The organism is Mesorhizobium sp. 43Arga (assembly GCF_053714255.1).
On record NZ_JBSKBO010000001.1, the window covers coordinates 1,203,973 to 1,226,909 of the forward strand.

At 64.0% G+C, this 22,937-nt stretch carries 22 protein-coding genes; 9 read left to right on the forward strand and 13 right to left on the reverse strand.

All coding sequences use genetic code 11. The features are described from left to right. Positions 1-20: 20 nt before the first annotated feature. On the reverse strand, positions 21-233 hold the full coding sequence (locus ACWGS8_RS05980) for a cold-shock protein (protein ID WP_008877668.1): 213 nt from the start codon (positions 231-233) through the stop codon (positions 21-23). Between the two features lie 315 nt (positions 234-548). Further along, positions 549-761, reverse strand: a complete 213-nt coding sequence (locus tag ACWGS8_RS05985) for a cold-shock protein (protein ID WP_006202520.1) — start codon at positions 759-761, stop codon at positions 549-551. Positions 762-1,267: 506 nt separating this feature from the next. Here ACWGS8_RS05985 and ACWGS8_RS05990 point away from each other — a divergent pair. The 3 genes from ACWGS8_RS05990 to ACWGS8_RS06000 all read left to right on the forward strand — a co-directional run bounded on the left by ACWGS8_RS05990 (position 1,268) and on the right by ACWGS8_RS06000 (position 3,818). After that, entirely contained in the window at positions 1,268-1,678 is a 411-nt protein-coding gene (locus ACWGS8_RS05990) for a Kazal-type serine protease inhibitor family protein (RefSeq protein WP_454580031.1), read from the forward strand. A gap of 201 nt (positions 1,679-1,879) precedes the next feature. After that, positions 1,880-2,002 (forward strand): hypothetical protein, encoded by a 123-nt coding sequence (locus ACWGS8_RS05995; protein WP_454580032.1) that lies wholly within the window; start codon positions 1,880-1,882, stop codon positions 2,000-2,002. A gap of 181 nt (positions 2,003-2,183) precedes the next feature. Further along, a complete protein-coding gene (locus tag ACWGS8_RS06000) occupies positions 2,184-3,818 on the forward strand; it encodes a tetratricopeptide repeat-containing sulfotransferase family protein (RefSeq protein ID WP_454580033.1) in 1,635 nt (544 codons plus the stop codon). A gap of 54 nt (positions 3,819-3,872) precedes the next feature. Here the strand turns inward: ACWGS8_RS06000 and ACWGS8_RS06005 are convergent, their stop codons facing one another. The 10 genes from ACWGS8_RS06005 to ACWGS8_RS06050 all read right to left on the reverse strand — a co-directional run bounded on the left by ACWGS8_RS06005 (position 3,873) and on the right by ACWGS8_RS06050 (position 14,110). Beyond that, the gene (locus ACWGS8_RS06005) at positions 3,873-4,226 is read right to left on the reverse strand and encodes a DUF1428 domain-containing protein (RefSeq protein WP_454580034.1); all 354 of its coding nucleotides are present in this window, start codon (positions 4,224-4,226) and stop codon (positions 3,873-3,875) included. A gap of 93 nt (positions 4,227-4,319) precedes the next feature. Next, positions 4,320-4,751, reverse strand: coding sequence for a VOC family protein (locus tag ACWGS8_RS06010; RefSeq protein WP_454580035.1), 432 nt, complete (start codon positions 4,749-4,751; stop codon positions 4,320-4,322). Between the two features lie 160 nt (positions 4,752-4,911). Beyond that, positions 4,912-5,094, reverse strand: a complete 183-nt coding sequence (locus ACWGS8_RS06015; RefSeq protein ID WP_454580036.1) for a hypothetical protein — start codon at positions 5,092-5,094, stop codon at positions 4,912-4,914. A 124-nt stretch (positions 5,095-5,218) separates the two neighbouring features. After that, complete coding sequence (locus ACWGS8_RS06020; protein WP_199644020.1) at positions 5,219-5,527, reverse strand: HigA family addiction module antitoxin; 309 nt, start codon at positions 5,525-5,527, stop codon at positions 5,219-5,221. A 27-nt stretch (positions 5,528-5,554) separates the two neighbouring features. Continuing rightward, complete coding sequence (locus ACWGS8_RS06025; RefSeq protein ID WP_454580037.1) at positions 5,555-5,833, reverse strand: type II toxin-antitoxin system RelE/ParE family toxin; 279 nt, start codon at positions 5,831-5,833, stop codon at positions 5,555-5,557. An 81-nt stretch (positions 5,834-5,914) separates the two neighbouring features. Continuing rightward, a complete protein-coding gene (locus tag ACWGS8_RS06030) occupies positions 5,915-7,441 on the reverse strand; it encodes an ABC-F family ATP-binding cassette domain-containing protein (RefSeq protein WP_454580038.1) in 1,527 nt (508 codons plus the stop codon). Positions 7,442-7,690: 249 nt separating this feature from the next. After that, positions 7,691-8,596, reverse strand: a complete 906-nt coding sequence (locus ACWGS8_RS06035; RefSeq protein ID WP_454580039.1) for a DMT family transporter — start codon at positions 8,594-8,596, stop codon at positions 7,691-7,693. A 169-nt stretch (positions 8,597-8,765) separates the two neighbouring features. Beyond that, positions 8,766-11,936 (reverse strand): excinuclease ABC subunit UvrB, encoded by a 3,171-nt coding sequence (gene uvrB, locus ACWGS8_RS06040; RefSeq protein ID WP_454580040.1) that lies wholly within the window; start codon positions 11,934-11,936, stop codon positions 8,766-8,768. Positions 11,937-12,061: 125 nt separating this feature from the next. Continuing rightward, positions 12,062-13,693 carry a tlde1 domain-containing protein gene (locus tag ACWGS8_RS06045; RefSeq protein ID WP_454580041.1) on the reverse strand — a complete coding sequence of 544 codons (1,632 nt, stop codon included), beginning with the start codon at positions 13,691-13,693 and terminating at the stop codon, positions 12,062-12,064. A gap of 213 nt (positions 13,694-13,906) precedes the next feature. Next, positions 13,907-14,110 carry a hypothetical protein gene (locus ACWGS8_RS06050; RefSeq protein WP_454580042.1) on the reverse strand — a complete coding sequence of 68 codons (204 nt, stop codon included), beginning with the start codon at positions 14,108-14,110 and terminating at the stop codon, positions 13,907-13,909. 100 nt (positions 14,111-14,210) lie between these two features. Here ACWGS8_RS06050 and ACWGS8_RS06055 point away from each other — a divergent pair, with 100 nt between their 5' ends. From ACWGS8_RS06055 to ACWGS8_RS06070, 4 genes are read left to right on the forward strand one after another with little or no spacing between them, the layout of a single operon-like run. Continuing rightward, a complete protein-coding gene (locus ACWGS8_RS06055; protein ID WP_454580043.1) occupies positions 14,211-15,080 on the forward strand; it encodes a protein-L-isoaspartate O-methyltransferase family protein in 870 nt (289 codons plus the stop codon). A 54-nt stretch (positions 15,081-15,134) separates the two neighbouring features. Continuing rightward, positions 15,135-17,837, forward strand: coding sequence for a hypothetical protein (locus ACWGS8_RS06060; RefSeq protein ID WP_454580044.1), 2,703 nt, complete (start codon positions 15,135-15,137; stop codon positions 17,835-17,837). Continuing rightward, positions 17,837-18,772: a hypothetical protein gene (locus tag ACWGS8_RS06065; protein ID WP_454580045.1), complete on the forward strand. Its 936-nt coding sequence runs from the start codon at positions 17,837-17,839 to the stop codon at positions 18,770-18,772. Before ACWGS8_RS06060 ends, ACWGS8_RS06065 begins: the two co-directional genes overlap by 1 nt. Before the next feature lie 27 nt (positions 18,773-18,799). Continuing rightward, complete coding sequence (locus ACWGS8_RS06070; RefSeq protein WP_454580046.1) at positions 18,800-19,090, forward strand: hypothetical protein; 291 nt, start codon at positions 18,800-18,802, stop codon at positions 19,088-19,090. 114 nt (positions 19,091-19,204) lie between these two features. Here the strand turns inward: ACWGS8_RS06070 and ACWGS8_RS06075 are convergent, their stop codons facing one another. Next, positions 19,205-20,461, reverse strand: a complete 1,257-nt coding sequence (locus tag ACWGS8_RS06075; protein WP_454580047.1) for a hypothetical protein — start codon at positions 20,459-20,461, stop codon at positions 19,205-19,207. 169 nt (positions 20,462-20,630) lie between these two features. Between ACWGS8_RS06075 and ACWGS8_RS06080 the strand changes: the two genes are divergently transcribed. Further along, positions 20,631-21,656: a CapA family protein gene (locus ACWGS8_RS06080; protein ID WP_454580048.1), complete on the forward strand. Its 1,026-nt coding sequence runs from the start codon at positions 20,631-20,633 to the stop codon at positions 21,654-21,656. A 324-nt stretch (positions 21,657-21,980) separates the two neighbouring features. Further along, the gene (locus ACWGS8_RS06085) at positions 21,981-22,931 is read left to right on the forward strand and encodes a hypothetical protein (protein WP_454580049.1); all 951 of its coding nucleotides are present in this window, start codon (positions 21,981-21,983) and stop codon (positions 22,929-22,931) included. Positions 22,932-22,937: the final 6 nt, after the last annotated feature.

Consider the following 22,937-nt stretch of genomic DNA (forward strand, 5'->3'; position numbering starts at 1 on the left):
GCCGACAATCTGAAGCCGGCTCAGCCGACCGACAGGTTGACGGCCTTGGGTCCCTTGCCGCGCTTGTCCGGCTCGGTGTCGAACGTTACTTTCTGCCCATCTTCGAGACCGGGAAGACCCGACGCCTGCACGGCCGAAATATGGACGAAGACATCCTTCGCGCCATCGTCCGGCGTGATGAAGCCGAAGCCTTTGGCATGGTTGAAGAATTTGACGGTGCCGGTCTGCGGCATGGGAAGCTCCTTTGATCCCATAAAGTCCAGTCTCGGGCCGGCAAATGCCCGAGAGGAAATTTGTCCTTTATTTTAGCGTCATCGGCAAGAGAAAGTTTTGCGGGCACTTAAAGCGCCTTAAGCCCTTGTTGTGATGCATGTCGTTGACCCGGAGCCGGATCCACTTCCGGGCGACATGAACTTATGCTGTGCCGCGGACATGAAAAAGGCGCGACGAAAATCGCCGCGCCTTTTAAAATCTGTCTGCGTGCCCACAGGCTGGGCAAGCTCGAAACCCTCGTTCGCCCGCCGTCAGGGACGCACGGCGCCGATGGTTCAGGCAGCGCGGAGATTGACCGCCTTCGGGCCTTTGCCCATGCGGTCCGGCTCGACGTCGAAGGTGACCTTCTGGCCGTCGACGAGCGTGCGCAGGCCCGATGCCTCGATCGCGGAAATATGGACGAACACGTCCTTGGCGCCGCCGTCGGGCGTGATGAAACCGAAGCCTTTGGTCGCGTTGAAGAATTTAACGGTGCCGGTCTGGGCCATTGGGGAAACTCCTTCACCCGTTCAGTCTTTGGTGGTCCTGCCCGCCACCTGGCGTCGAGGGCAGTTCCCGGTGGTTGCTTTCGGCAGTCATGCATTGGCGCATGGTCAAACCCCCCGCCGAAAAACGGGGCCGTCAGAGATTCACAGTATCGGGGAAAGGTCGTCCAAAACGTTCCGCTCTCCGGGTCGCAAATGCCCGAACACGGAATTTATCGCACGGAAACGTGAAGGTTGCAAGATAGCGCCGCGGGCCGCCACACTGAGCGCAGCCCGACGCAAGAATCGACCGATCTGAGCGTCGACGGGCCGCAAATAGGCCTCGTTGCCGGGCCGGTCATTGACCCACAGATAGGGTCGCGCATGGGCCAGTATGCCGGCGACCGCCGGCCAAGGCTGCAACCGCCGTTTCTTCCCCGGCGAACGCGGTTGCATCCGCCAGCGGGGTTGCATTCGACAGGGGAATGGCGAGGATCGCGATCGGGGATGGGATCGAGGGAGAAATCACCATGAAATTCCTGACGTCGGTCTTTTCGCGGCAAGGGTTCGCCGTCCTGTTCCTGTCGGCGCTTCTGGCCGCCTGCACCGTCGTCGTCGATGACGGGCCGGGACCACGCCCGCATCCGCCGCGTCCCGGACCGGAATTCTGCACCAGGCAATACGAGCCCGTCTGCGCCCGGCGCGGCGGCGACCGCCAGACCTTCGCCAATGCCTGCCTTGCCGACCGCGCCGGCTACCGCATCGTGCGCGACGGCCCCTGCCGCGGCGACGATGGCGGTGGCGGCGGTGAAGAGCGGACGTTCTGCACCCGCGAATACGCGCCCGTCTGCGCCCGCCGCCATGGCGAGATGCGCAGCTTCCCGAATGCCTGCGAAGCCCGCGCGGCGGACTACCGCATCGTCGGTGACGGGCCGTGCTGAGAGGGCAGTGCCTGCCTTCTCCCGTATGTCGGCAGAAGGCGGGTCCTGCCCAAAGCAATTCCAGAAAAAACGGGTTTCCTCCCGGAGCTGCGTCAAAACAAGAGTCAGGCCCTGCCGGGCGGCACTTTCGTCCACCGGCAATGGGCAATCATCAAGCCAATCGCGATCCACGCCATTGCCGTTGGCCCGACCGGCCAGCCGATGATCGTCAAGTCGGCACCGCTGACGATCAGAAGCGATGAGGCGGCAAGGCGAACGATCCCCGACACCGATGGCACGGTGAGGCGGGCGAGGCAGGTTGGCGAGACCAACCGCCTGATCTGATCGCTCATCCCGAAAGGGCCCGGAACCCCGCGGAGACTTGAACCTGCCGTGCCAATGGCCTAGATCGCAGCAGGCGGACAAACACGGCAGGTTTCCCATCAACAGAGATCAAAGACGAGCGGCGGGTGCGGGAACCAGGTCTGGCGCGGGCGGACAGCCGCCGCTGGGTCTCGACCAGTATGTGCAGCAGGCCCTGCAGCTGCACCAGGCCGGGCGCCGGCAAGAAGCAGAATCGATCTACCGGCAGGTGTTGGCGCGCCAGCCCAAACACGCGGCGGCTGCGCATTTCCTGGGATTGCTTCTGCACCAGAGCGGGCGCAGCGAAGAAGGCCTGGATCTCATCGAACGGTCGGTGAGCCTGCAGCCGACGAATGCCGATTTCCTCAACAATTTCGGCACGGTGATGCGCGACCTCGGCCGCGTCGCCGCGGCAATCGACTTCTTCCGCGGCGCGGTGGATCTGCGGCCGGAGCAGCTCGCCGCGCGCGACAATCTCGGCTCGTCGCTGAAGCAGCTCGGCCGGTTCGAGGAGGCCGAAGAGATCTATCGCGGCACGGTCACGCGCAACCCCTTCCATGTGCGTGCCCGCATCGGGCTTGCCGAAACCCTGCAGGAAGCTGGACGGCTGGACGAGGCTCTGGCGGTTTTTCGCGAGTCGCTGACCATCCGCCCCAGGGATGCCGACCTGCTGCACGGGCTTGGCGTCGGAATGATGGAAAAAGGCAAGCTCGACGAGGCGGCAGACTTGTTCCGGCAGGCGCTGGCGGTCAACCCGGGCATGGCCACCGCCTGGCTGATGCTGACGCAGGTCAAGCGCCAGAAGGAGCGCGACGCCGAATTGGCCGGCATGGAAGCCCAGCACGCCAAGGCGCCGCAGGACAGCCTGGCGCGCATGCAATTGTCCTTCGGTCTGGGGAAGGCCAATGACGATTTGAAGGATTACAACAGGGCCTTCGACTATTTCGCCGAGGGCAATGCCATTCGCCGCAAGGGGATCGACTACGACCCCGTCAGGACGCGCGAGGAATTCGCGGCGATGAAGACGGTGTTCGATGCCGGCTTCTTCGAAAGGCATAGGCCGAGTTCGATCACCGATGACGCGCCGATCTTCGTCGTCGGCATGCCGCGTTCAGGCACGACGCTGGTCGAGCAGATCATCGCCAGCCATCCGCAGGTCTATGGCGCGGGCGAGCTCAGCATCCTGAAGAAGGCGGTCGGCAAGCAGTTCCCGGCGACCATGCCGGGCGGCTTTCCGTGGGGCGTATCGGATACGGACGATGCGGATTTCGCCGAGGCGGGCCAGGCCTATCTCGACATGCTGCATGCCCGCTATCCCAATATCAGCCACGTGACCGACAAGATGCCTGGCAATTTCCTGCTTATAGGCTTCATCCACATGATGATGCCGAAGGCCAGGATCGTCCACTGCACCCGCGATGCGGCGGCAACCTGCCTGTCGATCTACAAGGTGCATTTCCGCGGCGACAGCCACCGCTATGGCTATGACCTCGGCGAACTCGCCGACTTCCACAATCTCTACACCGACATCATGGCGCATTGGCACAAGGTGCTGCCCGGCGTCGTGCACGATGTGCGCTACGAGGATTTCGTCGCCGACCAGGAAGGCCAGAGCCGGGCGCTCATCGACTATCTCGGCCTGCCATGGGACGATGCCGTGCTGTCGTTTCACGCGACCGACCGGCCGGTGCGCACGGCTTCCGCCGCGCAGGTGCGCCAGCCGATGTATCAAGGCTCGGTCGACCTGTGGAAGCGCTATGGGGACCGGCTGAAGCCGCTGCTGGACAAGCTGGACTAGCGAATAGGCCCCTTTGCTGCGCCATAGGACGACCAAGCGGTTGGGCTCAGCTGCTCAAAGCTCGATGAAGGGCTGGAAGCCGCCGAAGATCATGCGCTTCATATCGAAGGGCATAGGCCCCAAATCGGGTGTCAAACGCGGGTCGGCCATCACCTTGGCCATCACCGTGTCGCGGCTTTGCCTGGAGTCATAGACCGCCCAGGCGAAGACGACGATCTCGTCGTCCTTTGCCTGAACGGCACGCGGAAATGAGGTCAGTTCGCCATAGGGTACGTCGTCGCCGATGCATTCGACATAGGCCAGCGCGCCGTGTTCCATCCATATGGGGCCCGCGAGGTTGGCCAGCTTCTTGTAGTCGTCGAGTTTGGCCTTGGGCACGGCAAGCACGAAACCATCGACATAGGACATGGTGAACTCCTTTGCTGAAAAACGAGCGCCGGGTCGGCGGGGATACGACCCGGCGCGGTGAGCACGTCAGCCCTGGCGGGCGACGCCTGCTCGCTAGGAAATCTGCTTCACCGGCGCGTTCATTGCCCAGGCGACGCCGAACGGATCGTTCAGCTGTCCCCAGCGGTCGCCCCAGAACATCACCTGCAGCGGCGTGACCACTTCGCAGCCGGCATCGACGGCGCGCTGCCACCAAGAGTCGATGTCGCCATCGTCGAGATGGAGCTGCAGCGTGTAGCCTTGCGCGGCCTTGTGTGGATGGCCATGCTCCGGATAGGCGTCGCCCAGCATGAGCGTCGAGCCGTTGATGTGGAGATGGATATGCATGGTGCGGCCTTTTTCATCCGCCGGATAGGCAAACACCTGCTCGGCGCCAAAGGCCTTCTTGTAGAAATCAGCGGCCTTGAAGGCGCCGTCCACCTGCAGATAAGGGGTCAATCCGCCGAGCACTTCTGCCCTGGGCTGAATGGGGGTCTGGTCAGTCATGTCTTGCTCCTCTTTGCGTTCGGCTTGGCCTTGCGAACCACAGGACGCACGAGCGGACGGCAATCCTACATGGCGGCGCGAATTTTTTTGCGAGCCGGGCCCGGACAGGCCGGGCAACCGGCGGATTTAAGCGGCAATCGCATGAACAGGCTGGTCGCGGTCATATGACCTTGGCCGAGAAGGTCGTTGCACGACGGCTGTTCTGCGCGTCGAAGAGGTCCGGAAAGCCGATATCCTTGCGCAATTCGGCTGGCAGCGAGAGCAGGATGCGTTCGCTGCGATGACGGGCACGTGCCGCCGCATATTGGGTTGCGATGCGACCGATGGATGAAAAGACCGACATGATGTTCTCTCCCTGGGTTGATGCCGGCATCATCGTGTCGGCATCCCAAGGACGCAGCAGGTTCAGGCGATCCGACAGAGCGCCGAATTTTTTGTTACGACTCCGGATTCAATCCAGAATGGGCCTAGGCGACCTTAAGCGTTGGGATCGCTGAAACATCAACCTCGCGCTCGGCGTGCCAGGCATCGAAAGCCGCCTGCATCCGAAGCCAGATCGCAGCACCGTCGCCAAACATCTTCCCGAGGCGAGCGGCCACAGCCGGGGAAACCGGCTTCTTTTCGCGGATGATGTCATAAAGCTGTTGCCGGGAGATCCCGAGCAGATTTGCAATTTCCACCTTGGTCTTTCCGGTTGCCGGGATAATGTCCTCAAGTAGCGCCCCCGGGTGGGAGGGACAACGCTCGATCGGACGCGTCGGCTCGTGCACGGTCATAAGTCGAACTTCTCCAATCTGGCCACCTCAGTGGTATTGCTCGAAATCGACGCGGGCGGCATCATTACCGTCGAATTCAAATGTGATGCACCACGGGCCGTTGACATGGACCGTGTAGCGGATCGGATCGAAGCCTTTCGGCGGGTGGAAGTCGAGGCCGGGGAGGTTCATCTCCTCCGGCTTCTCCGAGGCTTCCAGGCGGTCAAACCGGACAAGAATGCGCTGGTGCATTTTGGCGTCGATCTTCCCGGTTTTTCCGGTTTGAAAGAGGTCCGACAGCGCCTTGTTCTTGTAGGACTTGATCATCGATCTACGTAAACAGGTTGCTTACACAGATCAAGATGTGTAAGCAAATAATTTACAGGCGAAACGAACCTGGCTCGCCGCTCAGCCGCCGTCTTCGGCCACCTCGCGGAAAAAGTCCTCCGGATCCTCGACCTCCGTCAGCTTCCGCTTCTCGATCAGCCAGTAGCGGTTGCCTATGGCGCGGATGAAGGAGCGGTCGTGCGAGGCGAGCACGCAGCTTGCCTGGTGCTTGAGCAATTCCTCCTCCAGCGCTTCCTGGCCATCGATGTCGAGATGGTTGGTCGGCTCGTCGAGCAGGTAGAAGTTGGGATTGGCGAGCCTCAGCGCCAGCATCATCAGCCGCGCCTTCTGGCCGCCGGACAGCACGCCGATCCTTTTCTCCTGCATCTCGATGACCACGCCGGCCCCGGCAAGCAGCGAGCGGGCGCGCTGCTCGCCGACATCGTAGCGGCGCGAGACCATCGCCAGCGGCGTGTCGTCGCCGCTGATGCCGGACAGGGCCTGGTCGCTGTAGCCGAGCACCGTCGACGGCGTCACCTTCACGTTTCCGACCGTGTCGGGCTCGACGATGGCGTTGCGGATCAGGCTGACGAAGCGCGATTTGCCGACACCATTTCGGCCGAGCAGCACGATGCGGTCGCCCTGGCAGATGTGGCGCTTGCCGGTCCTGAACAGCAATGCGCCGTCCGGCGTTTCCACGGCCGCATCGTCGAGCGTGATCAGCACCTTGGCGTGGGTGCCGCGATTGGCAAGCCGGATCGCGCCGGCCGACTTCTCACGATGTGCAGATACCGCCGCCTCTTCGAGTTTCTCGGCCCGTTCCCTGAGCTGCTTGGTCTTCACCGTCAAAAGGTCGCTACCGGAGTTGATGCCGATGTTGTTGAGCTTGGCGGCCTGCTTTCGCAATTGCTGAGCGACCTTCATGTCGCGCTCGAATTTTCGCGCTGTCGAGGCGTCGACCTCGTCGAGCGCCTGCCTGGCGCGGGAGTAGGGCAGCGCAAACACCGGCGATTGTTCCGGGCGCAGGAACAGCGTGCGGTTGGTGGTGGCGTCGAGGAAGGCGCGGTCGTGGCTGGCGATGACGACGGGCACCTCGCGCGGCAGCGCGTTCAGCCAGCTTTCCAGCTGGCTGATGCGGGCAAGGTCGAGATGGTTGGTCGGTTCGTCGAGCAGCAGCACATCGGGATCGTTGACCCAGACGCGGGCGATAAGAGCCAGCCTTTGCCAGCCGCCGCTCAGCGCCTGCATTTCCCGCTCGCGCATCGTCTCGGGCACGTCGAGCGAATCCAGCACTACGTCGACGCGCCACATCTCGCTCTCGGCCTGCTCGGGCGGCAAGGCATCGGCCACCACTTGATGGAAGCTGCGGCCGAGAAGGGCAGGGGGAGCGGATTGCTCGACATGGCCGACGCGCAGGCCGCGCGTGCGGGTGATATCGCCTGATGTCGGCTCCATCTCGCCGGTCAGGCATTTGAGCAGGGTCGACTTGCCGCGGCCGTTGGCGGCAACGATGCCAAGCCGGTCGCCGGTGCCGATGGTGAGGTCGAGGTTTGCGAAAAGCGGCGCACCCATGGTGACGCCGAGGGATTTGAGGCTGATCAGGGCCATTTGGATTTCTCTGGTCTTGGCCGATATACGGCTCAATGCACTTAGACGGTGCGCTTGCCGGCCATCAGAACAGCCGTTGCGGCACCACGAAGGGCAGACCAAAAAATCGAGGCGGGAAAAACCCGGACCGTCCCTGGTCAGCCCTGCAAGCTGGCTTGCAGGGCAGAGATCGGGCCACGCTGACGATGGTGACGATGAAACGTGAACACGTGAGCCCTCCTTTCAAGACGTTCGAGTGTTGCGAAGCGATTACACCAAGGGCGGGGCGGATGGCAAGGCCGCTGCTTTCGCCCGGCGCGGGAACGGATCCAGCACCAATATGCAGCCGCCGATGATCGCCACCGCGCCGAAACCCTGGATGGTGGTCAGCGACTCGCCAAGCATGACAGTGCCAACCATTACGGCGATCGTGGTCACCGCGAATTCAACGCTGATCGCCCTGGTCGCGCCGATGCTGGCGACCAGCCGGAAATAGACGACATAGGTCAGCGCGCTCATCACGCAGGCGAGAAGGACGAGATAGAGGAAATCGACAGGACGCGGCATGGCCGGCACCGGCACGGCCATCAGCAACGGCAGCGTCATCAGGCCGCCGAACAGGAAGGCGGCGCCGGTGAGTTCGAACGAGCCGACCGAGCGCAGATGGCGATTGGCGTAGTTGCTGCCGAAGGCTGCAGAGAAGGAACTGAACAGCGAGGCTGCGCAGCCGAAGGCGAAGGACGGGGTGATCGGCACCGAAGGGAAGCCGACCAGGACGACGATCCCTGCGGCGCCGAGCAGCAGGCCGGCGAGCCCGCGAACGGTGATGCGCTCGAGCCCCCATAGCTGGCCAAGGATCATCGAGAACAGCGGGATCGCGGCGACGAGGATGGCTGCCATCGCCGTGCCGACGCGCGGCGTGGCGTAGGACAAGCCGATCAGCTGTGCCGCGACGGTCGTCGCGCCGACCACGGTGAAATGCCGCCAGCCGGCGCTGAAATCGAGCCGACGCCGTGTCGCCGCTGCCAGCACGAAGAGCGTGATGCTGGCGATCAGCGAGCGCAAGGTGACCGCGCCGACCCAACCGAAGGCGTGCACCACCTTGAGCAGCACCAGGAACGACAGGCCCCAGGTGACGGCCAGGAAGGCGTAGGCGGCAATGTCCCTGGGTTTCATGAGGTGAGGTGGGTGGGAGCTTGGCTGGCAGGATTGCAGCCGTGCGTATCGCTTCCGCCGTCCCGCGGCAAGCGCATAGTCGAGAGGCTGTTCCGGCTTTGACGAGCAGGATGTTAAGGCGCGACGATGGGCTCTTTCCCTTCTCCCCCTTGCGGGCGAAGGAAGAGCGCTACTTCCCCGGCCTGCCCGTTTTCCCCGGCCGGCGCTTCTCCCGACGTGCGTCGCCCGGATCCTCGTAGGAGCCGATGCCGGCGCGCTGGCGGATGATTGGCTTGACGGACTCGTCGCGATCCTTCGCGCCCCCCTCTGTCCTGCCGGCGCCCACCGCAGGGGAGATCGACTGGGGCTTCGCCGGGACTTTTCCCTCGACCGGTTTTTCCGTGCGGCGCACCGTCATCTCGTCGAGCGAATTCTTCTTGAACAGCGGCTTGACCGGCTCGCCGGGAATACCAAAATCGGAGCCGTGCGCTTCGGACGCCGACTGCTTCTTGAACAGCGAGCGCGACACCGCCCCCGCAGGCGTCGGCATGTCGGTGCCAGGCCCCATGTCGTCGATCGAGGGTTTGGAGAACAGCGGCTTCTTCACCGGCACGGCGCCGTCGGCACCCATCTCGTCGAGATCAGGCTTGCGGAACAGGTTGGGCCGGGCGGCCCTGGCAGCCTCTTCGGCGGCACGTGCTTCGTCGAGCTTGCGGAAACGCTCCTGTTCCTCCGCCGTGCGATGCTTGGCTACGCCCTTGTTGTGCTTGCCCTTTTCGCGGCCCGAGACCGGGCTTTCCATGTCGGCGTATTTGGCCAGCGGGTCTTCGGAGATCGACAGTTCCATCTCGCGCAGCCGCTTGATCTCGTCGCGGATGCGGGCGGCCTTCTCGAAGTCGAGATTGGCGGCGGCGTCGCGCATCTGCTTCTCCATCGCGTCGAGATGGGCCTTGAGGTTGTTGCCCATCATGGCGCCGGCGCCGTCGGTGAACTGCGAGATATCGGCGCGGACATGGTCCTTCTCGTAGACCGAGTCCAGAATGTCGGAGATGCGCGACTTCACCGATTCCGGCGTGATGCCGTTGGCGGCGTTCCATTCCATCTGCTTTTCGCGGCGGCGGTTGGTCTCGGCCATCGCCCGCTCCATCGAGCCGGTGACCTGGTCGGCATAGAGGATAACCTTGCCGTCGACGTTGCGGGCGGCGCGGCCGATGGTCTGGATCAGCGACGTCTCCGAGCGCAAGAACCCTTCCTTGTCGGCATCGAGAATGGCGACGAAGCCGCATTCGGGGATGTCGAGGCCTTCGCGCAAAAGGTTGATGCCGACCAGCACGTCGAAGGCGCCGAGGCGCAAATCGCGCAGGATCTCGATGCGCTCCAGCGTGTCGATGTCGGAGTGCATGTAGCGCACGCGGACACCTTGTTCGTGCAGATATTCGGTCAAATCCTCGGCCATGCGCTTGGTCAGCACGGTGACCAGCGTGCGGTAGCCGGCGGCCGTGGTCTCGCGGATCTCGCCGACGACATCGTCGACCTGGCTTTTGGCCGGGCGCACCTCGACCGGTGGGTCGATCAGGCCGGTCGGGCGGATCACCTGTTCGGCGAAGACGCCGCCGGACTGTTCCATCTCCCAGCCACCCGGCGTCGCCGAAACGGCGACGGAGAGCGGACGCATGGCGTCCCATTCCTCGAAGCGCAGCGGGCGGTTGTCCATGCAGGAGGGCAGGCGGAAGCCATACTCCGCCAGCGTCGCCTTGCGCCGGAAGTCGCCGCGATACATGCCGCCGATCTGCGGCACGGTGACGTGGCTCTCGTCGATGAACACCAGCGCATTGTCGGGAATGTATTCGAACAGCGTCGGCGGCGGATCGCCCGGCTGGCGGCCGGTGAGATAGCGCGAATAGTTCTCGATGCCGGCGCAGGAGCCGGTGGCCTCCAGCATTTCGAGGTCGAAGCGCGTGCGTTGTTCCAGCCGCTGCGCTTCCAGCAAACGCCCGGCACGCTCCAGCTCCACCAGCCGGTTCTTGAGCTCTTCCTTGATCGACTTGATCGCCTGGTTCAGCGTCGGGCGCGGCGTCACATAGTGCGAGTTGGCGTAGATCTTGACGCTTTTCAATTCGCCGGTCTTCTGGCCGGTCAGTGGATCGAATTCGGTGATCTGCTCGATCTCGTCGCCGAACATCGAGATGCGCCAGGCGCGGTCTTCAAGGTGGGCCGGGAATATCTCGATCGTGTCGCCGCGCACGCGAAACGAGCCGCGCACGAAATTGATGTCCTGGCGCTTGTATTGCTGGGCGACGAGGTCGGCGAGCAGAGCGCGCTGGTCGAGCCGGTCGCCGATCTGCATCTGGAAGGTCATCGCCGTATAGGTCTCGACCGAACCAATACCGTAGATGCAGGACACCGAAGCGACGATGATGACGTCGTCGCGCTCGAGCAGCGAGCGCGTCGCCGAGTGGCGCATGCGGTCGATCTGTTCGTTGATCGAGGATTCCTTCTCGATGAAGGTGTCGGTGCGCGGGACGTAGGCTTCCGGCTGGTAGTAGTCGTAATAGGAGACGAAATACTCCACCGCATTGTCGGGGAAGAATTTCTTGAACTCGGAATAGAGCTGCGCGGCCAGCGTCTTGTTGGGCGCCAGGATCAGGGCTGGGCGCTGCGTTTCCTCGATCACCTTGGCCATGGTGAAGGTTTTGCCGGAGCCGGTGACGCCGAGCAGCACCTGGGTGCGGTCATTGTTGTCGACGCCTTCGACAAGGTCCTTGATGGCGGTCGGCTGGTCGCCAGCCGGCTCGAAGTCCGACACCATCTTGATGGCGATGCCGCCTTCCGACTTTTCCGGCCGGGCCGGGCGGTGCGGCGTCCACAACACGCCATCCTTGTGCAGCGGATTGCCGGATTCGATCAGCGCCGAGAGCGCGGCGACCGTCGCGGTAACGCCGCTCGACGTCATCGTCTCGGCCTCTTCCAGCGAAATGTCCAGGCCGGCGATCGGATTGAGGCCGGCTGCCGTGCGTTCGCGGGCGGTGGCCGCGCCGCCCATCGAGGTGCCACGCGCGGTACGACCGGGCGCGGTCGAACGCTCGGGGATCTTCTTGGACGGTTTTGGCGCTTTGCCGCCGTCGCCCTTGCCGGTTTGGTGCCCTTCGCGTTCGGCCTCCTGCTCGATCTGTTCGGCCCAATCAGCAATCGAACCGGTCAGCGGCGTGCCCGACAGTTCGGGCTGCGGCATCTCGGCGAAGCCGCCTTTGTGCAGCGGCTCGGAGGCGTCGAGGAAATCGGTCAGCGGGCTGCGTCGCTTCGGCGCGGCGCGGTCGTCATTCGCCGTCGGCGGCGTTCTTTTGTCGGGGGATTTGGCCATGTCCCGAATATGGGAGGTCTTGGCGAAAATGGAAAGAGCGCGATGCGGCGAGGCGCATGCTCGGGTGCGGCTCCTGACAGAAGGCTGTCAGGAGAAGGCAGTTGCGAGGGGCCACCTGCCCGCGGTCAGGCGCCGCGGGCGTTGTCCGTCGCCACCTGGGTTGGCGATCCGTTGAGGCGCGGCACCACGACGAGACGTGTGATCTTGCCCTTTTTGAAGGCGGCGAGGAAGCGGGAATAGTCCCTGAAGACGACGCAGCCATTGGACTCGGCGCGGCCGCCGCGCAGCATGTAGGTATGGGCAAGCAGGCCGTTGCGGTTGTATTTGTTGCCACCGCCGACCGGAGTCAGGCGCAATGCCTCGACGCCATGGAAGCGCGATTCGCGCAGCGACAGGTTGTAGGTGTTAGGCGGCGTCGGGCCACGATCCTTGACGTGGACATAGCGCGGCTGATCGACCATGGCGCCGAGGCCGGAATGCGCCTCGAGCCGCTGGCCATCCGGCATATAGACGGTCTTGGCGCTGATGTCATAGACGGCGACGCCGTGGCCGGCTCCGCTTCCGCCGCCCGGTCCATTGAAGAGGTTCCTGAACGCCTGGCCAAGGCCGCCCGAAGGTGTGTCCGGCCTGGCATAGGCCAGCACGTCACCGCTCTCGCCAGACCGACCGGCCCGGGCCGGCCTTGCCGGCTGGGCTTGCTGGACCGGCTTTGCCTGCGGCGCCGGCTTCTGCTCCGCGAGCTTGGGCTGACCAATCTTGGGCTGCGGTGCCGGTTCATCCTGTTCCACCACGGCCTTTGGCTGCCGCGGCGCGTCATATTGCGGGCGGAGGGTCGGCAGCGGCACGTCGTCGGTCAGCGCATCCGGTAGCGAGGCGGCGTCGCCGGGCTGTTGCGGCTGGGCCTCGGCAGGTGCAACCGCGACATCGGCGGAGGATTCGGTCATCGGCAGCGGCGAGGAAAATGCTTCGTCCTCGACCGGCAGCGACTGGACGAGGGCCAGCGCCAGCTGCGTGTTGTCAGGCGTCTGCGACTGGGCGAGGCCCGCCGGCGCCGGCGCTGTCTGGACGACGGCGCCGGTATCGGCACGGGCGAAGCGTTCCGCCACGGGAGCGGGCATGTCGTTCGACAGGCTGGCCATCACTTGGACTGACGGAACCAGCGACGCCTCGGTAATCTGCGGCGCGGCCTTGGAAATCACCGGGCGGGCGTCGGCCATGGCGACGGGCTTGCCGGCGCCGGCAAAGGCGGCGGTGAGCTTGGTCGGCGACAGCGACGCTTCCATGCGTTCGAAACGCTCCTGCGCCTTCGACTTCAAGATTGGCTGTTCCGGCTTTGCATGGGCCGCGAGGCGCGCGGATTTCTCGCCCAGCGGGCTCACACGGGCCAGCTTGAAGCAAGTGGCGCCGCATTGCACGGCATGATCGTGCAAGGCCTGCGCGCCGCCATGGGCATTGGCCAGCACGAACGGCGCCGAAGATCTGAGGAAATGCTGTTTCACCGGATCGGCCATCGCCAGGGAGCCCGGCATGGCCAGCGTCTGCGGCAGGCCGCTCGATGTCGCCGACAGCGAGGCGCCGACGGAGCTGAGACCGGCCATGGTGCCGATCAGCCAGAGGCCGACAGCGGCGCTGGCACCAGGCACCGAGACCCAGCGGACGATCCGTTTCGAATTGAAGGAAGGGGTGCGCTGCGCATCGACGAACTCGCCGCCCTCGCGCTGGTCCCGGATTATTTTGTGTTTACTCGACAACGCCATGCAACCAATCTCGCTCCAATCGGTTTTCCCCGTACGTGGCCTTGTCAGCCGCGACGACCATTCTGCGAGTGATCCCAGGGTGGTCCCCGACGCGTTTGCCGCGCCTGTCGTTGATTGCCGATTGCTTCAAAATATGGACAAAGTTGGTTAACCAATCCCTCTCAAAACCAACCGAGAGACGTGGACTTTGTGCCAAAAAAGGCTCGTCCACGATCATGCACGCGGTATTTCAGCCCTTCCGATGCAGGTTTGCTGCATGTTTTTGCGGGCCGAGTCAAGCAAAACAGCTGTTGCTAATATAAGGCAACGGCACTCCAGCAGGCCCTGCGGCAATGCGGCGCGCCATTGCGCGGGGCTGCAAAAGCCGATGGCATCGGCAAAACTGTTGCCCGCCTGCCACATTTTTTCGGCCCGCACGGTCGCCCCTCGACGCCCATTGACTCGTTTTGGGAGGCAGTGCAATCGGGTTGAAGTGCTGGTTTTGGGGTGGCAAAGGCCACTTTTGGAGGCTTTTTCCATGAAGCGTCGAGATTTCTTGACGCTGTCGGCGGGTGCGGCGGCGTTCTCCATTCTTCCGGCCACGGTCAGGGCCAACGTGCCTGTGCCTTACGACCGCAACTCAGAAGTGCCGTTGACCGACAAAAAGTCGTTCATCGACTGGATGGTGGCCAATCGCGGCGAAGATCCAAAGTTTTTGGCGCAGCGCTTCGATCGCTTCCAGATCATGGTCTACAACAAGGACGTGCTGGACGACCGCAACAAGCGCGCCTTCCTTTTGACACCGCGTGAGGAATTCGTGCTGCCGCAGAATCAGGGGCGCGCCTATGACCATGCCTTCCTCGACATCGGCTATGGCGTGACGATTTCGGGTCCGCACCTCGTCGGGCGGATGACGACGTCGATCGACGTGCAGTTCGGCGAGGCCGTGCTCGAGATCGGCACCGGCTCGGGCTACCAGTCGGCCTATCTCGCCAACCTCACCGACAAGGTGCACACGATCGAGATCATCAATCCGCTGGCGCAGCGCACGCGGCGCACCTATGACGGGCTGGTCGAGCGCGGCTACAGCGAATTCGGTTCGGTCAGCAGCCGCAATGCCGACGGCTATTATGGTTGGGAAAGCGTCGGCCCGTTCGACAAGATCATCGTCACCTGTGGCATCGACCACATTCCGCCGTCGCTGCTGCAGCAGCTGAAGCCTAACGGTGTGATGGTCATTCCGGTCGGCCCGCCGGGCGCGCAGCACGTGCTCAAGGTGACCAAGCAGCAGCTCGCCGACGGCACGTTCAACATCGTCCGCTCGGACATCTACAATGGCAAGGTGGTGCCGTTCGTGCCGTTCACCAAGCTGGAAGGCGACCAGATCGTCGGCACGCACAACGGCTGAGTTGCCGTGCCGGTCCAAGCCTGTCGGGCTAAACCGCCGCATCAAGGGGCCTGAATGACGGCTGTTGTATCGACCTCTCGACCAAGTATCACCTCGCTGGAGGCGCCTCGTCTCGCGCATTACCTCGCGGTCGGTCTGATCGCCGGCGCCATCATCGCGCTGCAGATCGCAGTGATGCGGGTGTTCGCCGTCGGCAGCTGGTCGCATTTCGGTTCGCTGGTGGTCAGCCTCGCCATGCTCGGCTTTTCGCTGTCCAGCGTCGTCATCTTCGCCGGCAAGGGCTGGTTTGACCGCCGCTGGCAAGGGGCGGCCACCGCGGCTCTGCTGCTGATCGGCCCGCTTGCCGTCGGCTCGAACCTGGTCGCCCAGACGGTGCCGTTCAACGCCATCTTCCTGGTGTCCGACCCGGCGCAGAAATGGCGGCTGCTCGCCAATTTCCTGCTCTATCTCCTGCCGTTCGTGGCTGGCGCGTTCTTTCTCGGCATCGTCTTCCTGAAGAGCCGCACCGCTTTCGGCCGTATCTATTTCGCCGACCTCACCGGTTCGGGGCTCGCCGGCCTCGTCGTGCTGGTGTCGCTCTATCTGTTCGCGCCGGAAACCATCATTGTCGTGCCGCTCCTGCTTTGGGCCGCAGGTTCGATCCTGTGGTTCCTGGCTTTCGGCGCCTGGAAGAGCGTCGTCGCCGGCGTCGTGGTCGCGGCGCTGTCGATATCAGCCTATCTCATGCTGCCAGGCCTGCTCGGCATCCCCGACATTGCCGTGTCGCAGTACAAGGGCGTCGCCTATGCCCGCAACTTTCCGGACGGCAAGCGCATCTACCGCAGCGTCTCGCCCTTCGGCGATCTGCAGGTCTATGCCAGCTCCTATATGCATTTCGCGCCCGGCCTGAGCGACAATGCCGCCTTCGGTATGCCCGAAGTGCCGGCCAACACCTATGTCGGCATGTATCGCGACGGCGACGGCCCGGAAGGCATCATGCGCAATCTGGCGCCGGCCGAGCAGGTCTATTTCCGCTATCTGCCGATGCACTATCCCTATGTCGTCAAGGACAAGCCCAAGACATTCGTCGTGCAATTCGGCGGCGGCATCTCCACGCAGGCCGCGCTCAATGCCGGCTCGACCTCGGTGACCGTCGCCGAGAGCAATCCGATGACATTGCGGGCGTTCCGCGACCCGGTGTTGAAAGACGTCACCGGCGATATCCTGGCCGAGCCGCGGCTCAAGGTCATCGACTATGACGGGCGGCTGTTCCTCGCCAACACGAGCGCGCGCTACGACGTCATCGACCTCAGCCTCGCCGACAGCGTCGGCCTGTCCAATCCCGGCGGCTTCGCCATCTCGGAAAAATACGCCTACACGCGCGAAGCGATGCTGAGCTACATGCATGCGCTGGCCGATGGCGGCGTGTTGTCGATCACCTTGTGGAACAAGGAAGAGCCGCCGAAATCGGTGCTGAAGCTCTATGCGACCGTCGCCGAGGCAGCGAAGACCTTCGATCCGCAAGGTGCGGCCAACGATATCTTCGCGGTCTCGAGTTACCTCTCGACCACGACCGTGCTGTTCAAGCGCGGCGGCTTCACCGAGGCCGAAATCAAGACGCTACGCGACTACACCAAGTCGATGTCGTGGGAGGAGGTCTATTATCCGGGAATGGTTTACGACGGTTCGGGCGCGCAAAAGGTGCTCGATGATTACCGCGCCTCGATCTTCGGCAGCGGGCAGGACGCGACACTGACGCAGCAGCCGGCCGCTGGCACGACCGCACCTGCCGACCCGACCGCCCCGGCCGATTGCGATCCGACGGCGCCGGCCGATCCGACACTCGATGCCTGTGCGGGGGCCGGCGGCGATACCGGCCCGCAAGTGCTGCCGGCGACGGAACTGCAGCGCATGACCTGGCACGCGCTTTTGACCGGCGGCTGGGAAAAACTTGCCGGCGACTACGTCTTCGACGCCCGGGCGCTGAGCAACGACCAGCCCTATTTAGCCGCCTATGTGAAGGTCGCCGACTTGCCGCGCACGCTCGACCGGCTCGACCTGTTCCAGGACGATTGGGGCTATCTCTTGATCTGGGCGACGCTCGGCATCGCCTGCATCACGGCGGCGTCGCTGGTGCTGCTGCCGGTCATCTTCGGCTGGCGCATCGTGTTCTCGCGCTCGCGCGGCAAGCTCGGCACCATTCTCTATTTCGCCTGTCTCGGCCTCGGCTACATCATGGTCGAGGTCGGGCTGATCAGCCGCTTCACCGTGGCGCTGGCCAACCCGACGGTGTCGGCCTCGGTGCTGATCTCCTCGATGCTGGTGTTTTCCGGCCTCGGTAGCCTGTTTGCAGAGCGCATCTTCGAGCACGCCAGGACAATGCTGCCGGTCGTCCTGCTGGCGGTCTGCGGGCTGCTGCTCGCCGATGGCTTCTATCTGTCGCCGGTGCTCGACTGGATCGGCGCCTATCCCTATCCGGTGCGGCTGCTGCTCTGCTTCCTCCTGGTGTCGCCGCCGGCCTTCCTGATGGGCATGCCGATGGCCACCGCCATGACCTGGCTGGCGCGGCTTGGCAAGGAGCATCTGTTCGTCTGGGCCTGGGGCATCAATGGCTGTTTCTCGGTGATCGGCTCGGCCGCCGTGCCGATCGTCGCCACCAGCTTCGGCTTAAGCGCCGTGTTGCAATGGGCGGCGATTGCCTATCTGATCGCCATTCCGGCCTTCTTCGCCGTGCTGCTGCCGTCGAAGGCGCCGTCCATCCGGCTGGTGGCGGCCTGATGCCGGACCGGCGCGCCATCGTTGCCGGATTGCTGGCCACGGCGGTGTTTCCGGTGGCAAGCCAGGGGGCGCGCTTGCGCAAGGCCATCTCCACCATCGTGCCGTTCAAGGCGTCACCCTTTCCCTACCGTGGCAAGCTGCCCGACGGCTCGGCGCCGTTTCTCGACGTCACGGCGGCGGATGGAAGGCGCGGCCACACCTCGCCGCGCGGCGGCATTTACTGGGAAGACGAGACCTATTCCGACCGCTCGACACTGCTGGCGGTGCCGAAAGGGTTCGATCCGGCCAAGCCGGCGGTTATCGTGGTGTTCTTCCACGGCAATGGCGCCACCTTGCAGCGCGACGTGGTCGGCCGCCAGCGTGTCGTCGCGCAGGTCGAGGCGTCAGGCCTCAACGCCGTGCTGGTAGCGCCGCAATTCGCCAGCAATGCGCAGGATTCCAGCGCCGGCAATTTCTGGACGCCGGGCTATTTTGCCTTGTTCACAGCCGAGGCTGCGCAAGGACTGGCCAGGCTGACCGGCGCCAAGGCGGCAAAGTTCGACGCCATGCCGGTGGTGCTGGTGGCCTATAGCGGCGGCTACAATCCGGCCGCTTCCATTCTCAGGAACGGTGACGTCGGTGGACGCCTGCTCGGTGTCATCCTGCTCGACGCGGTGTTCGACGAGGCCGACATTTTCGCCAGCTGGGTCGCGCATCATCGGAAAAGTTTCTTCGTCAGCGTCTATGGCAAATCCTCTGCCTCCGGCAATGCCGAGATCAGGCAGTTGCTGGCGGGCCAGGGTATCAACGCCAGTTCCGATGCGCCCCGCCGCCTCGAAGACGGCACCATCGCCTTGCTTGCCTCCGATGCCGCCCATGACACGTTCGTCACCCGCGCCTTCGTCGGCAATCCGCTACAGTGGCTGCTTGGCCGACTGCACGGGTTCCAGCGCTAGGACTTTTTGCAACTCCAGTTCTTGCACATGCTTCTGACCGCCATTGTCATCACCCAGATATTGGACCCGCTGCGGATCTTGCTGGTCGGGATCGCCTATTTCCTCAGCCGGCTGATCAAGCGGCAGGGCATGGGCTGGCTTGGATTGCTCGCGGCGATTGTCGTTATCGCCGCCGCATTTCCGTTCGTTGTCCTTGGCCAATCCGGCGACATCGCCTGGACGACCACGGCGATCGGCGTGATAGCGAATGCGCTGATAGTGGCCGCCCTGGCCGGACTGCTGCGGCTCCAGCGATGGCTTTTCAAGCTCTTTGTTTGACGTAATCTCTGCGGGAAAACCGTTTCACGATTTTCCCGCAATTGCTGGCGGACCCGGCGAATACTGGGTTCTTCTCGGCCTGGCGAGGGCAGGGACCAGGTTCTGACAGGCCGCTCAGTTAAACCACAGCGCGAACGTCAAAAACCCGCCGCCGCCGAATTCGCGCTGGATCTGGTCGAAATCCTCGCTGGTCAGGATCCTGCCGCGTTCGAGATAGGGCGCGATGCCAGGGCCGGTGATCGACAGCACCAGGTCGAAAGGCTTCGGCTCGTCGAAGAAGCGCTTCATGTTGATGCCCTTGCCGGTGATGCGGAAATGCGGCAGCAGCGCGCGGCCTTCGAGCAGGTCCTCGGCCATGCTCAAGGTGGCGAGCCAGGCCTGCACCTGCTCCTCGCCGACTTCGAGGCCGGTCAGCGGGTTCTCGCCCTTCTGCTGCGGCCCGGGCAGCCATTCGCGGTCATTGTCGGTCTCGGCGCGGATCGCCTTCCAGTCTTCGCGCGACAGCCGGATCATTTCGAGCAATTCCTGGCGTGCCGCCTTGCGGCGCTCCGGCTCGACCACCGGCCAGTTGATCATGTGCACCATCGAGATGAAGTCGGCGATGCGCCATTCCGACGAGAACATGTTGCTGCCCATCTCGGTCGGCGGCGGCACGAGAATATCCTGCAATGGCAGCTTGGCGCGCGGGAACAGCATGTGGAAGGAGCCGTCGAAAGTACCTCTGAAATCATGCGCCAGCCAGAAATCGGCCTGCGCCATCAGGAACTCGGCATAGCCCTGCAGCCAATAGCCGTCGGCGCGGTCGAAACGGAAGGTCAGCACCGGTGGGCTGTCGCCCTGCGAAATGCTGCCGTGGGACAGCGCGGCCATGATGGCCGCCATGCTTTCGTCCGGCGCGATCGTGCCGTCCTCATTGAGGTCGATGCCGACATGGGTGAGGTCGATGACCATGCCGATATCGGCATCGGCCGGCACCGAACCCAGCGTCGCGGCGGATTTTGCCAGCCTGTCGCGGAAGGCGACCAATATGTCGCGGAACTCTTCGTAGGTCAGCGGCTCGGGATTGGGATTGGACGGCACCGGCAGCTGCATCAGCGGCAGCATGAAGGATTGCGGGCTTTCGAAACCGTGGCGGTGCAGGCCGCTGGCGAGGAGTTCAAGTGCGGTGAAGAACTCACCGGCGCCGGCGGCATAGGCCGATGCCGGATCTTTCGGTGCGGCCGCCTCCAGCGTCGAGAGGGCGCTGTCGCGCGCGGCCACGGTCTTCGCCTCGAACAGCGCGGTTGCCGCTTCGGGCATGGCGGCGTGCGCTGAAGACAGCGGCACGAGCAGAATGAATGCGGATGCCAGCAGGCTTGAAAATCGGTTCATCGTCTCCCCCAATCTGTGTCGCGCGGAGCAAATATACACGTTTTGCGGCGTCGCGCCTGTCGGCATCGATGTGGCCGGGCGGGCCATGATCCAAGATGTGCGATTGTAGAAGGATACGCTTCAACCTGCTCGCCGGACCGTCTACACAAGGCAAACGATTGGGCGTCGCGTGTCGAACTATCCGCTTTCCTACAAACTGTCCTGGCTACCGCGTTTCCTGAAGCCGTCGCTCGGCGGTGATGCCGCAGGGTTTGCGCCGATGGCGGAGAGGTTGGTGGAGCCGCCGCCAAAGCGGACGGTGCGGCTGGCCTTCATCGGCGACATCTCGGCGGTGGCCAACCGCCGGGCGCCGCATTGCGATCCGGTGATCAAGGCAGTGCTCGACGCTGCCGATGTGGTGATCGGCAATTGCGAAAGCCCCGTCGTGGACAGGCCGAGTGCGGTGCTCGGCACGAAGCTCGGAACGCATCATGCGATGAGCGAGCGGTTTCTGGTCGAGGCACTGGCGGCGGTAGGTATCGCTCACGAAAAACTCGTACTGTCGCTGGCCAACAATCACGTGCTCGACCAGGGCGTCGCCGGTTTCGACGAGACGGTGGCAGCGCTGAAGCGGCTCGGCATCCGCAGCATAGGCCTTGCCGCCGATGGCCCGGTGCAGCCGGTCAAGGTCGGGCTGTTGAATGTCGGCTTCGCGGCTTTCACGCTATGGCGCAACGCAGATGAGAGCCTGTTTGCCGGGCGCGTGTCGATGGACAGCGATGCAGAGCGCTGGCCGCGCGGGTTCGACCTTCTTTGCGCCGTGCCGCATTGGGACTGGGAGTTCCGGCATTTTCCGCGTGCCGGGACGCGGGCATTGGCCAGGCGCCTTGCCGGACAAGGCGTCGGGCTGATCGCCGGCCATCACGCGCATGTGGTGCAGCCGGTGGAACGGATCGGCGAGGCTGTCGTCGCCTATGGGCTAGGCGATTTCCTCGGCACCGCCTTGGCCCGCCAGCCATGGCCGGGGCGCATTGGCGGGGTTTTTGTCGCGGATGTCAGTGCGGATGAGGGGTCGCGGGGCGCGATTGCATCTTACCGGATGTATCCGTTTGTGCGGCTGCGGGACGGGGACCACGAACGGCTGGTGCCGGTGGAAGCGTTGGAGGGGCGAACGCGCGAGAAGGTCGAGAGGCGGCTGAGCGCGGTTTTTCCTTAGAGCTGCAAGCGACGAGACTATTCTACAAGCGTCGCGCTGCCCCTCATCCGCCTGTCGGCACCTTCTCCCCGTAGAGTGACGGGTAGAAGGGAGTTGGCCGTGCCGGCGGCGGTCCACTTGCAACGCCGGCAATTGGCGAAACCATCGATGAGGCGTCCTTCTCCCCGTCACCATACGGGGAGAAGTGCCCGGCAGGGCGATGAGGGGCGGCGCAGACGTTTTCGGGTAGGCACCGTCTCGCGGCACTGCAGTCGATACGTCGCACAAAACCAGTTATCATGAACTTGTCGAGGCGAGGGGGTGGCGGTGGAAGCAGCGGATTTCATGCCAGATGAGGCCGTCATCGCCGGCATCCGGAAGAACATCGAGGCCTATGAGGCGGCGCGGGCCTCGGCGGTGCGGCCGGTCCGCTTGCGGGTGCCGCTGTTCGTCGGGCTGGTGCTGGCGGCCGTGGTGGTGATCGCCTGGTTGTTCAACAAGGTCGCCGATCCCCACGAGCAATGGTTCTCGACGCCGCATGTGTTCCTCTATGTGATCGGCTTCGCGGCATCGATCCTGCTCTATTTCCAGGCCATGAAGCCGGCGACGCGACTGCAGCAATCGTTCCGCGACACGCTGCTGCCGATCATCTTCGGCTTCATCAGGGATGTGCGCTACCAGCACGGCGGTCGGCCGAACTCGTTCGACCGGCTGCCGCGTGAGGCGGTCGGGCCCTTCAATCGACAAACGTTCGACGATGTCGTTTCCGGCGGCTACGAAGGGTTTCCGTTCGAGCTCTACGAGGCGGAACTGCGGGAAGGCACCGGCAAGGGCTCGTCGACGGCCTTTAAGGGCGTCATCGTCGCCTTCGAAGCCGTCGAGCCGTTCCCGGGGATCCTGGTGGCGACGCGGCGGACCAATGCGGTCGTCGGCTTCTTCCGCGGCCTGTTCGGGTCCAAGTTGCAGGAGCTGTCGTCGGGCGAGCCATTCCTCGACGCGGCCTACGAATTCCGCACCGACAATGTCGAGGCGGCGCGGCCGCTGGTGACCGGCCGGCTGGCGCAGGCCTTGAAATGGCTCGGCGAAACCTGGCCGGACGATCCTGCCCGCGTCGCGCTCAATGGCGGCGACGGTTTCCTGCTGTTGCCGCAGGCGAAGAACTTCTTCGAACTGCCCGACATTTCGGTGCCGCTCGACTACACCAGGCATGTCGCGCCGATGATCTCCGACATGGGCGCCATTCTGGCGACGGCGGCATTGGTGCGCAAGATCGGTGCGAAGGACGAGATGGGTTGACCGGAC

Bases quoted from the DNA above. Each gene is read 5' to 3' on its own strand.
- ACWGS8_RS05980 (WP_008877668.1), bottom strand. From the start codon at position 233: ATGCCGCAGACCGGCACCGTCAAATTCTTCAACCATGCCAAAGGCTTC.
- ACWGS8_RS05985 (WP_006202520.1), bottom strand. From the start codon at position 761: ATGGCCCAGACCGGCACCGTTAAATTCTTCAACGCGACCAAAGGCTTC.
- ACWGS8_RS05990 (WP_454580031.1), top strand. From the start codon at position 1,268: ATGAAATTCCTGACGTCGGTCTTTTCGCGGCAAGGGTTCGCCGTCCTG.
- ACWGS8_RS05995 (WP_454580032.1), top strand. From the start codon at position 1,880: ATGATCGTCAAGTCGGCACCGCTGACGATCAGAAGCGATGAGGCGGCA.
- ACWGS8_RS06005 (WP_454580034.1), bottom strand. From the start codon at position 4,226: ATGTCCTATGTCGATGGTTTCGTGCTTGCCGTGCCCAAGGCCAAACTC.
- ACWGS8_RS06010 (WP_454580035.1), bottom strand. From the start codon at position 4,751: ATGACTGACCAGACCCCCATTCAGCCCAGGGCAGAAGTGCTCGGCGGA.
- ACWGS8_RS06015 (WP_454580036.1), bottom strand. From the start codon at position 5,094: ATGTCGGTCTTTTCATCCATCGGTCGCATCGCAACCCAATATGCGGCG.
- ACWGS8_RS06020 (WP_199644020.1), bottom strand. From the start codon at position 5,527: ATGACCGTGCACGAGCCGACGCGTCCGATCGAGCGTTGTCCCTCCCAC.
- ACWGS8_RS06025 (WP_454580037.1), bottom strand. From the start codon at position 5,833: ATGATCAAGTCCTACAAGAACAAGGCGCTGTCGGACCTCTTTCAAACC.
- ACWGS8_RS06030 (WP_454580038.1), bottom strand. From the start codon at position 7,441: ATGGCCCTGATCAGCCTCAAATCCCTCGGCGTCACCATGGGTGCGCCG.
- ACWGS8_RS06035 (WP_454580039.1), bottom strand. From the start codon at position 8,596: ATGAAACCCAGGGACATTGCCGCCTACGCCTTCCTGGCCGTCACCTGG.
- uvrB (WP_454580040.1), bottom strand. From the start codon at position 11,936: ATGGCCAAATCCCCCGACAAAAGAACGCCGCCGACGGCGAATGACGAC.
- ACWGS8_RS06045 (WP_454580041.1), bottom strand. From the start codon at position 13,693: ATGGCGTTGTCGAGTAAACACAAAATAATCCGGGACCAGCGCGAGGGC.
- ACWGS8_RS06055 (WP_454580043.1), top strand. From the start codon at position 14,211: ATGAAGCGTCGAGATTTCTTGACGCTGTCGGCGGGTGCGGCGGCGTTC.
- ACWGS8_RS06060 (WP_454580044.1), top strand. From the start codon at position 15,135: ATGACGGCTGTTGTATCGACCTCTCGACCAAGTATCACCTCGCTGGAG.
- ACWGS8_RS06065 (WP_454580045.1), top strand. From the start codon at position 17,837: ATGCCGGACCGGCGCGCCATCGTTGCCGGATTGCTGGCCACGGCGGTG.
- ACWGS8_RS06070 (WP_454580046.1), top strand. From the start codon at position 18,800: ATGCTTCTGACCGCCATTGTCATCACCCAGATATTGGACCCGCTGCGG.
- ACWGS8_RS06075 (WP_454580047.1), bottom strand. From the start codon at position 20,461: ATGAACCGATTTTCAAGCCTGCTGGCATCCGCATTCATTCTGCTCGTG.
- ACWGS8_RS06085 (WP_454580049.1), top strand. From the start codon at position 21,981: ATGCCAGATGAGGCCGTCATCGCCGGCATCCGGAAGAACATCGAGGCC.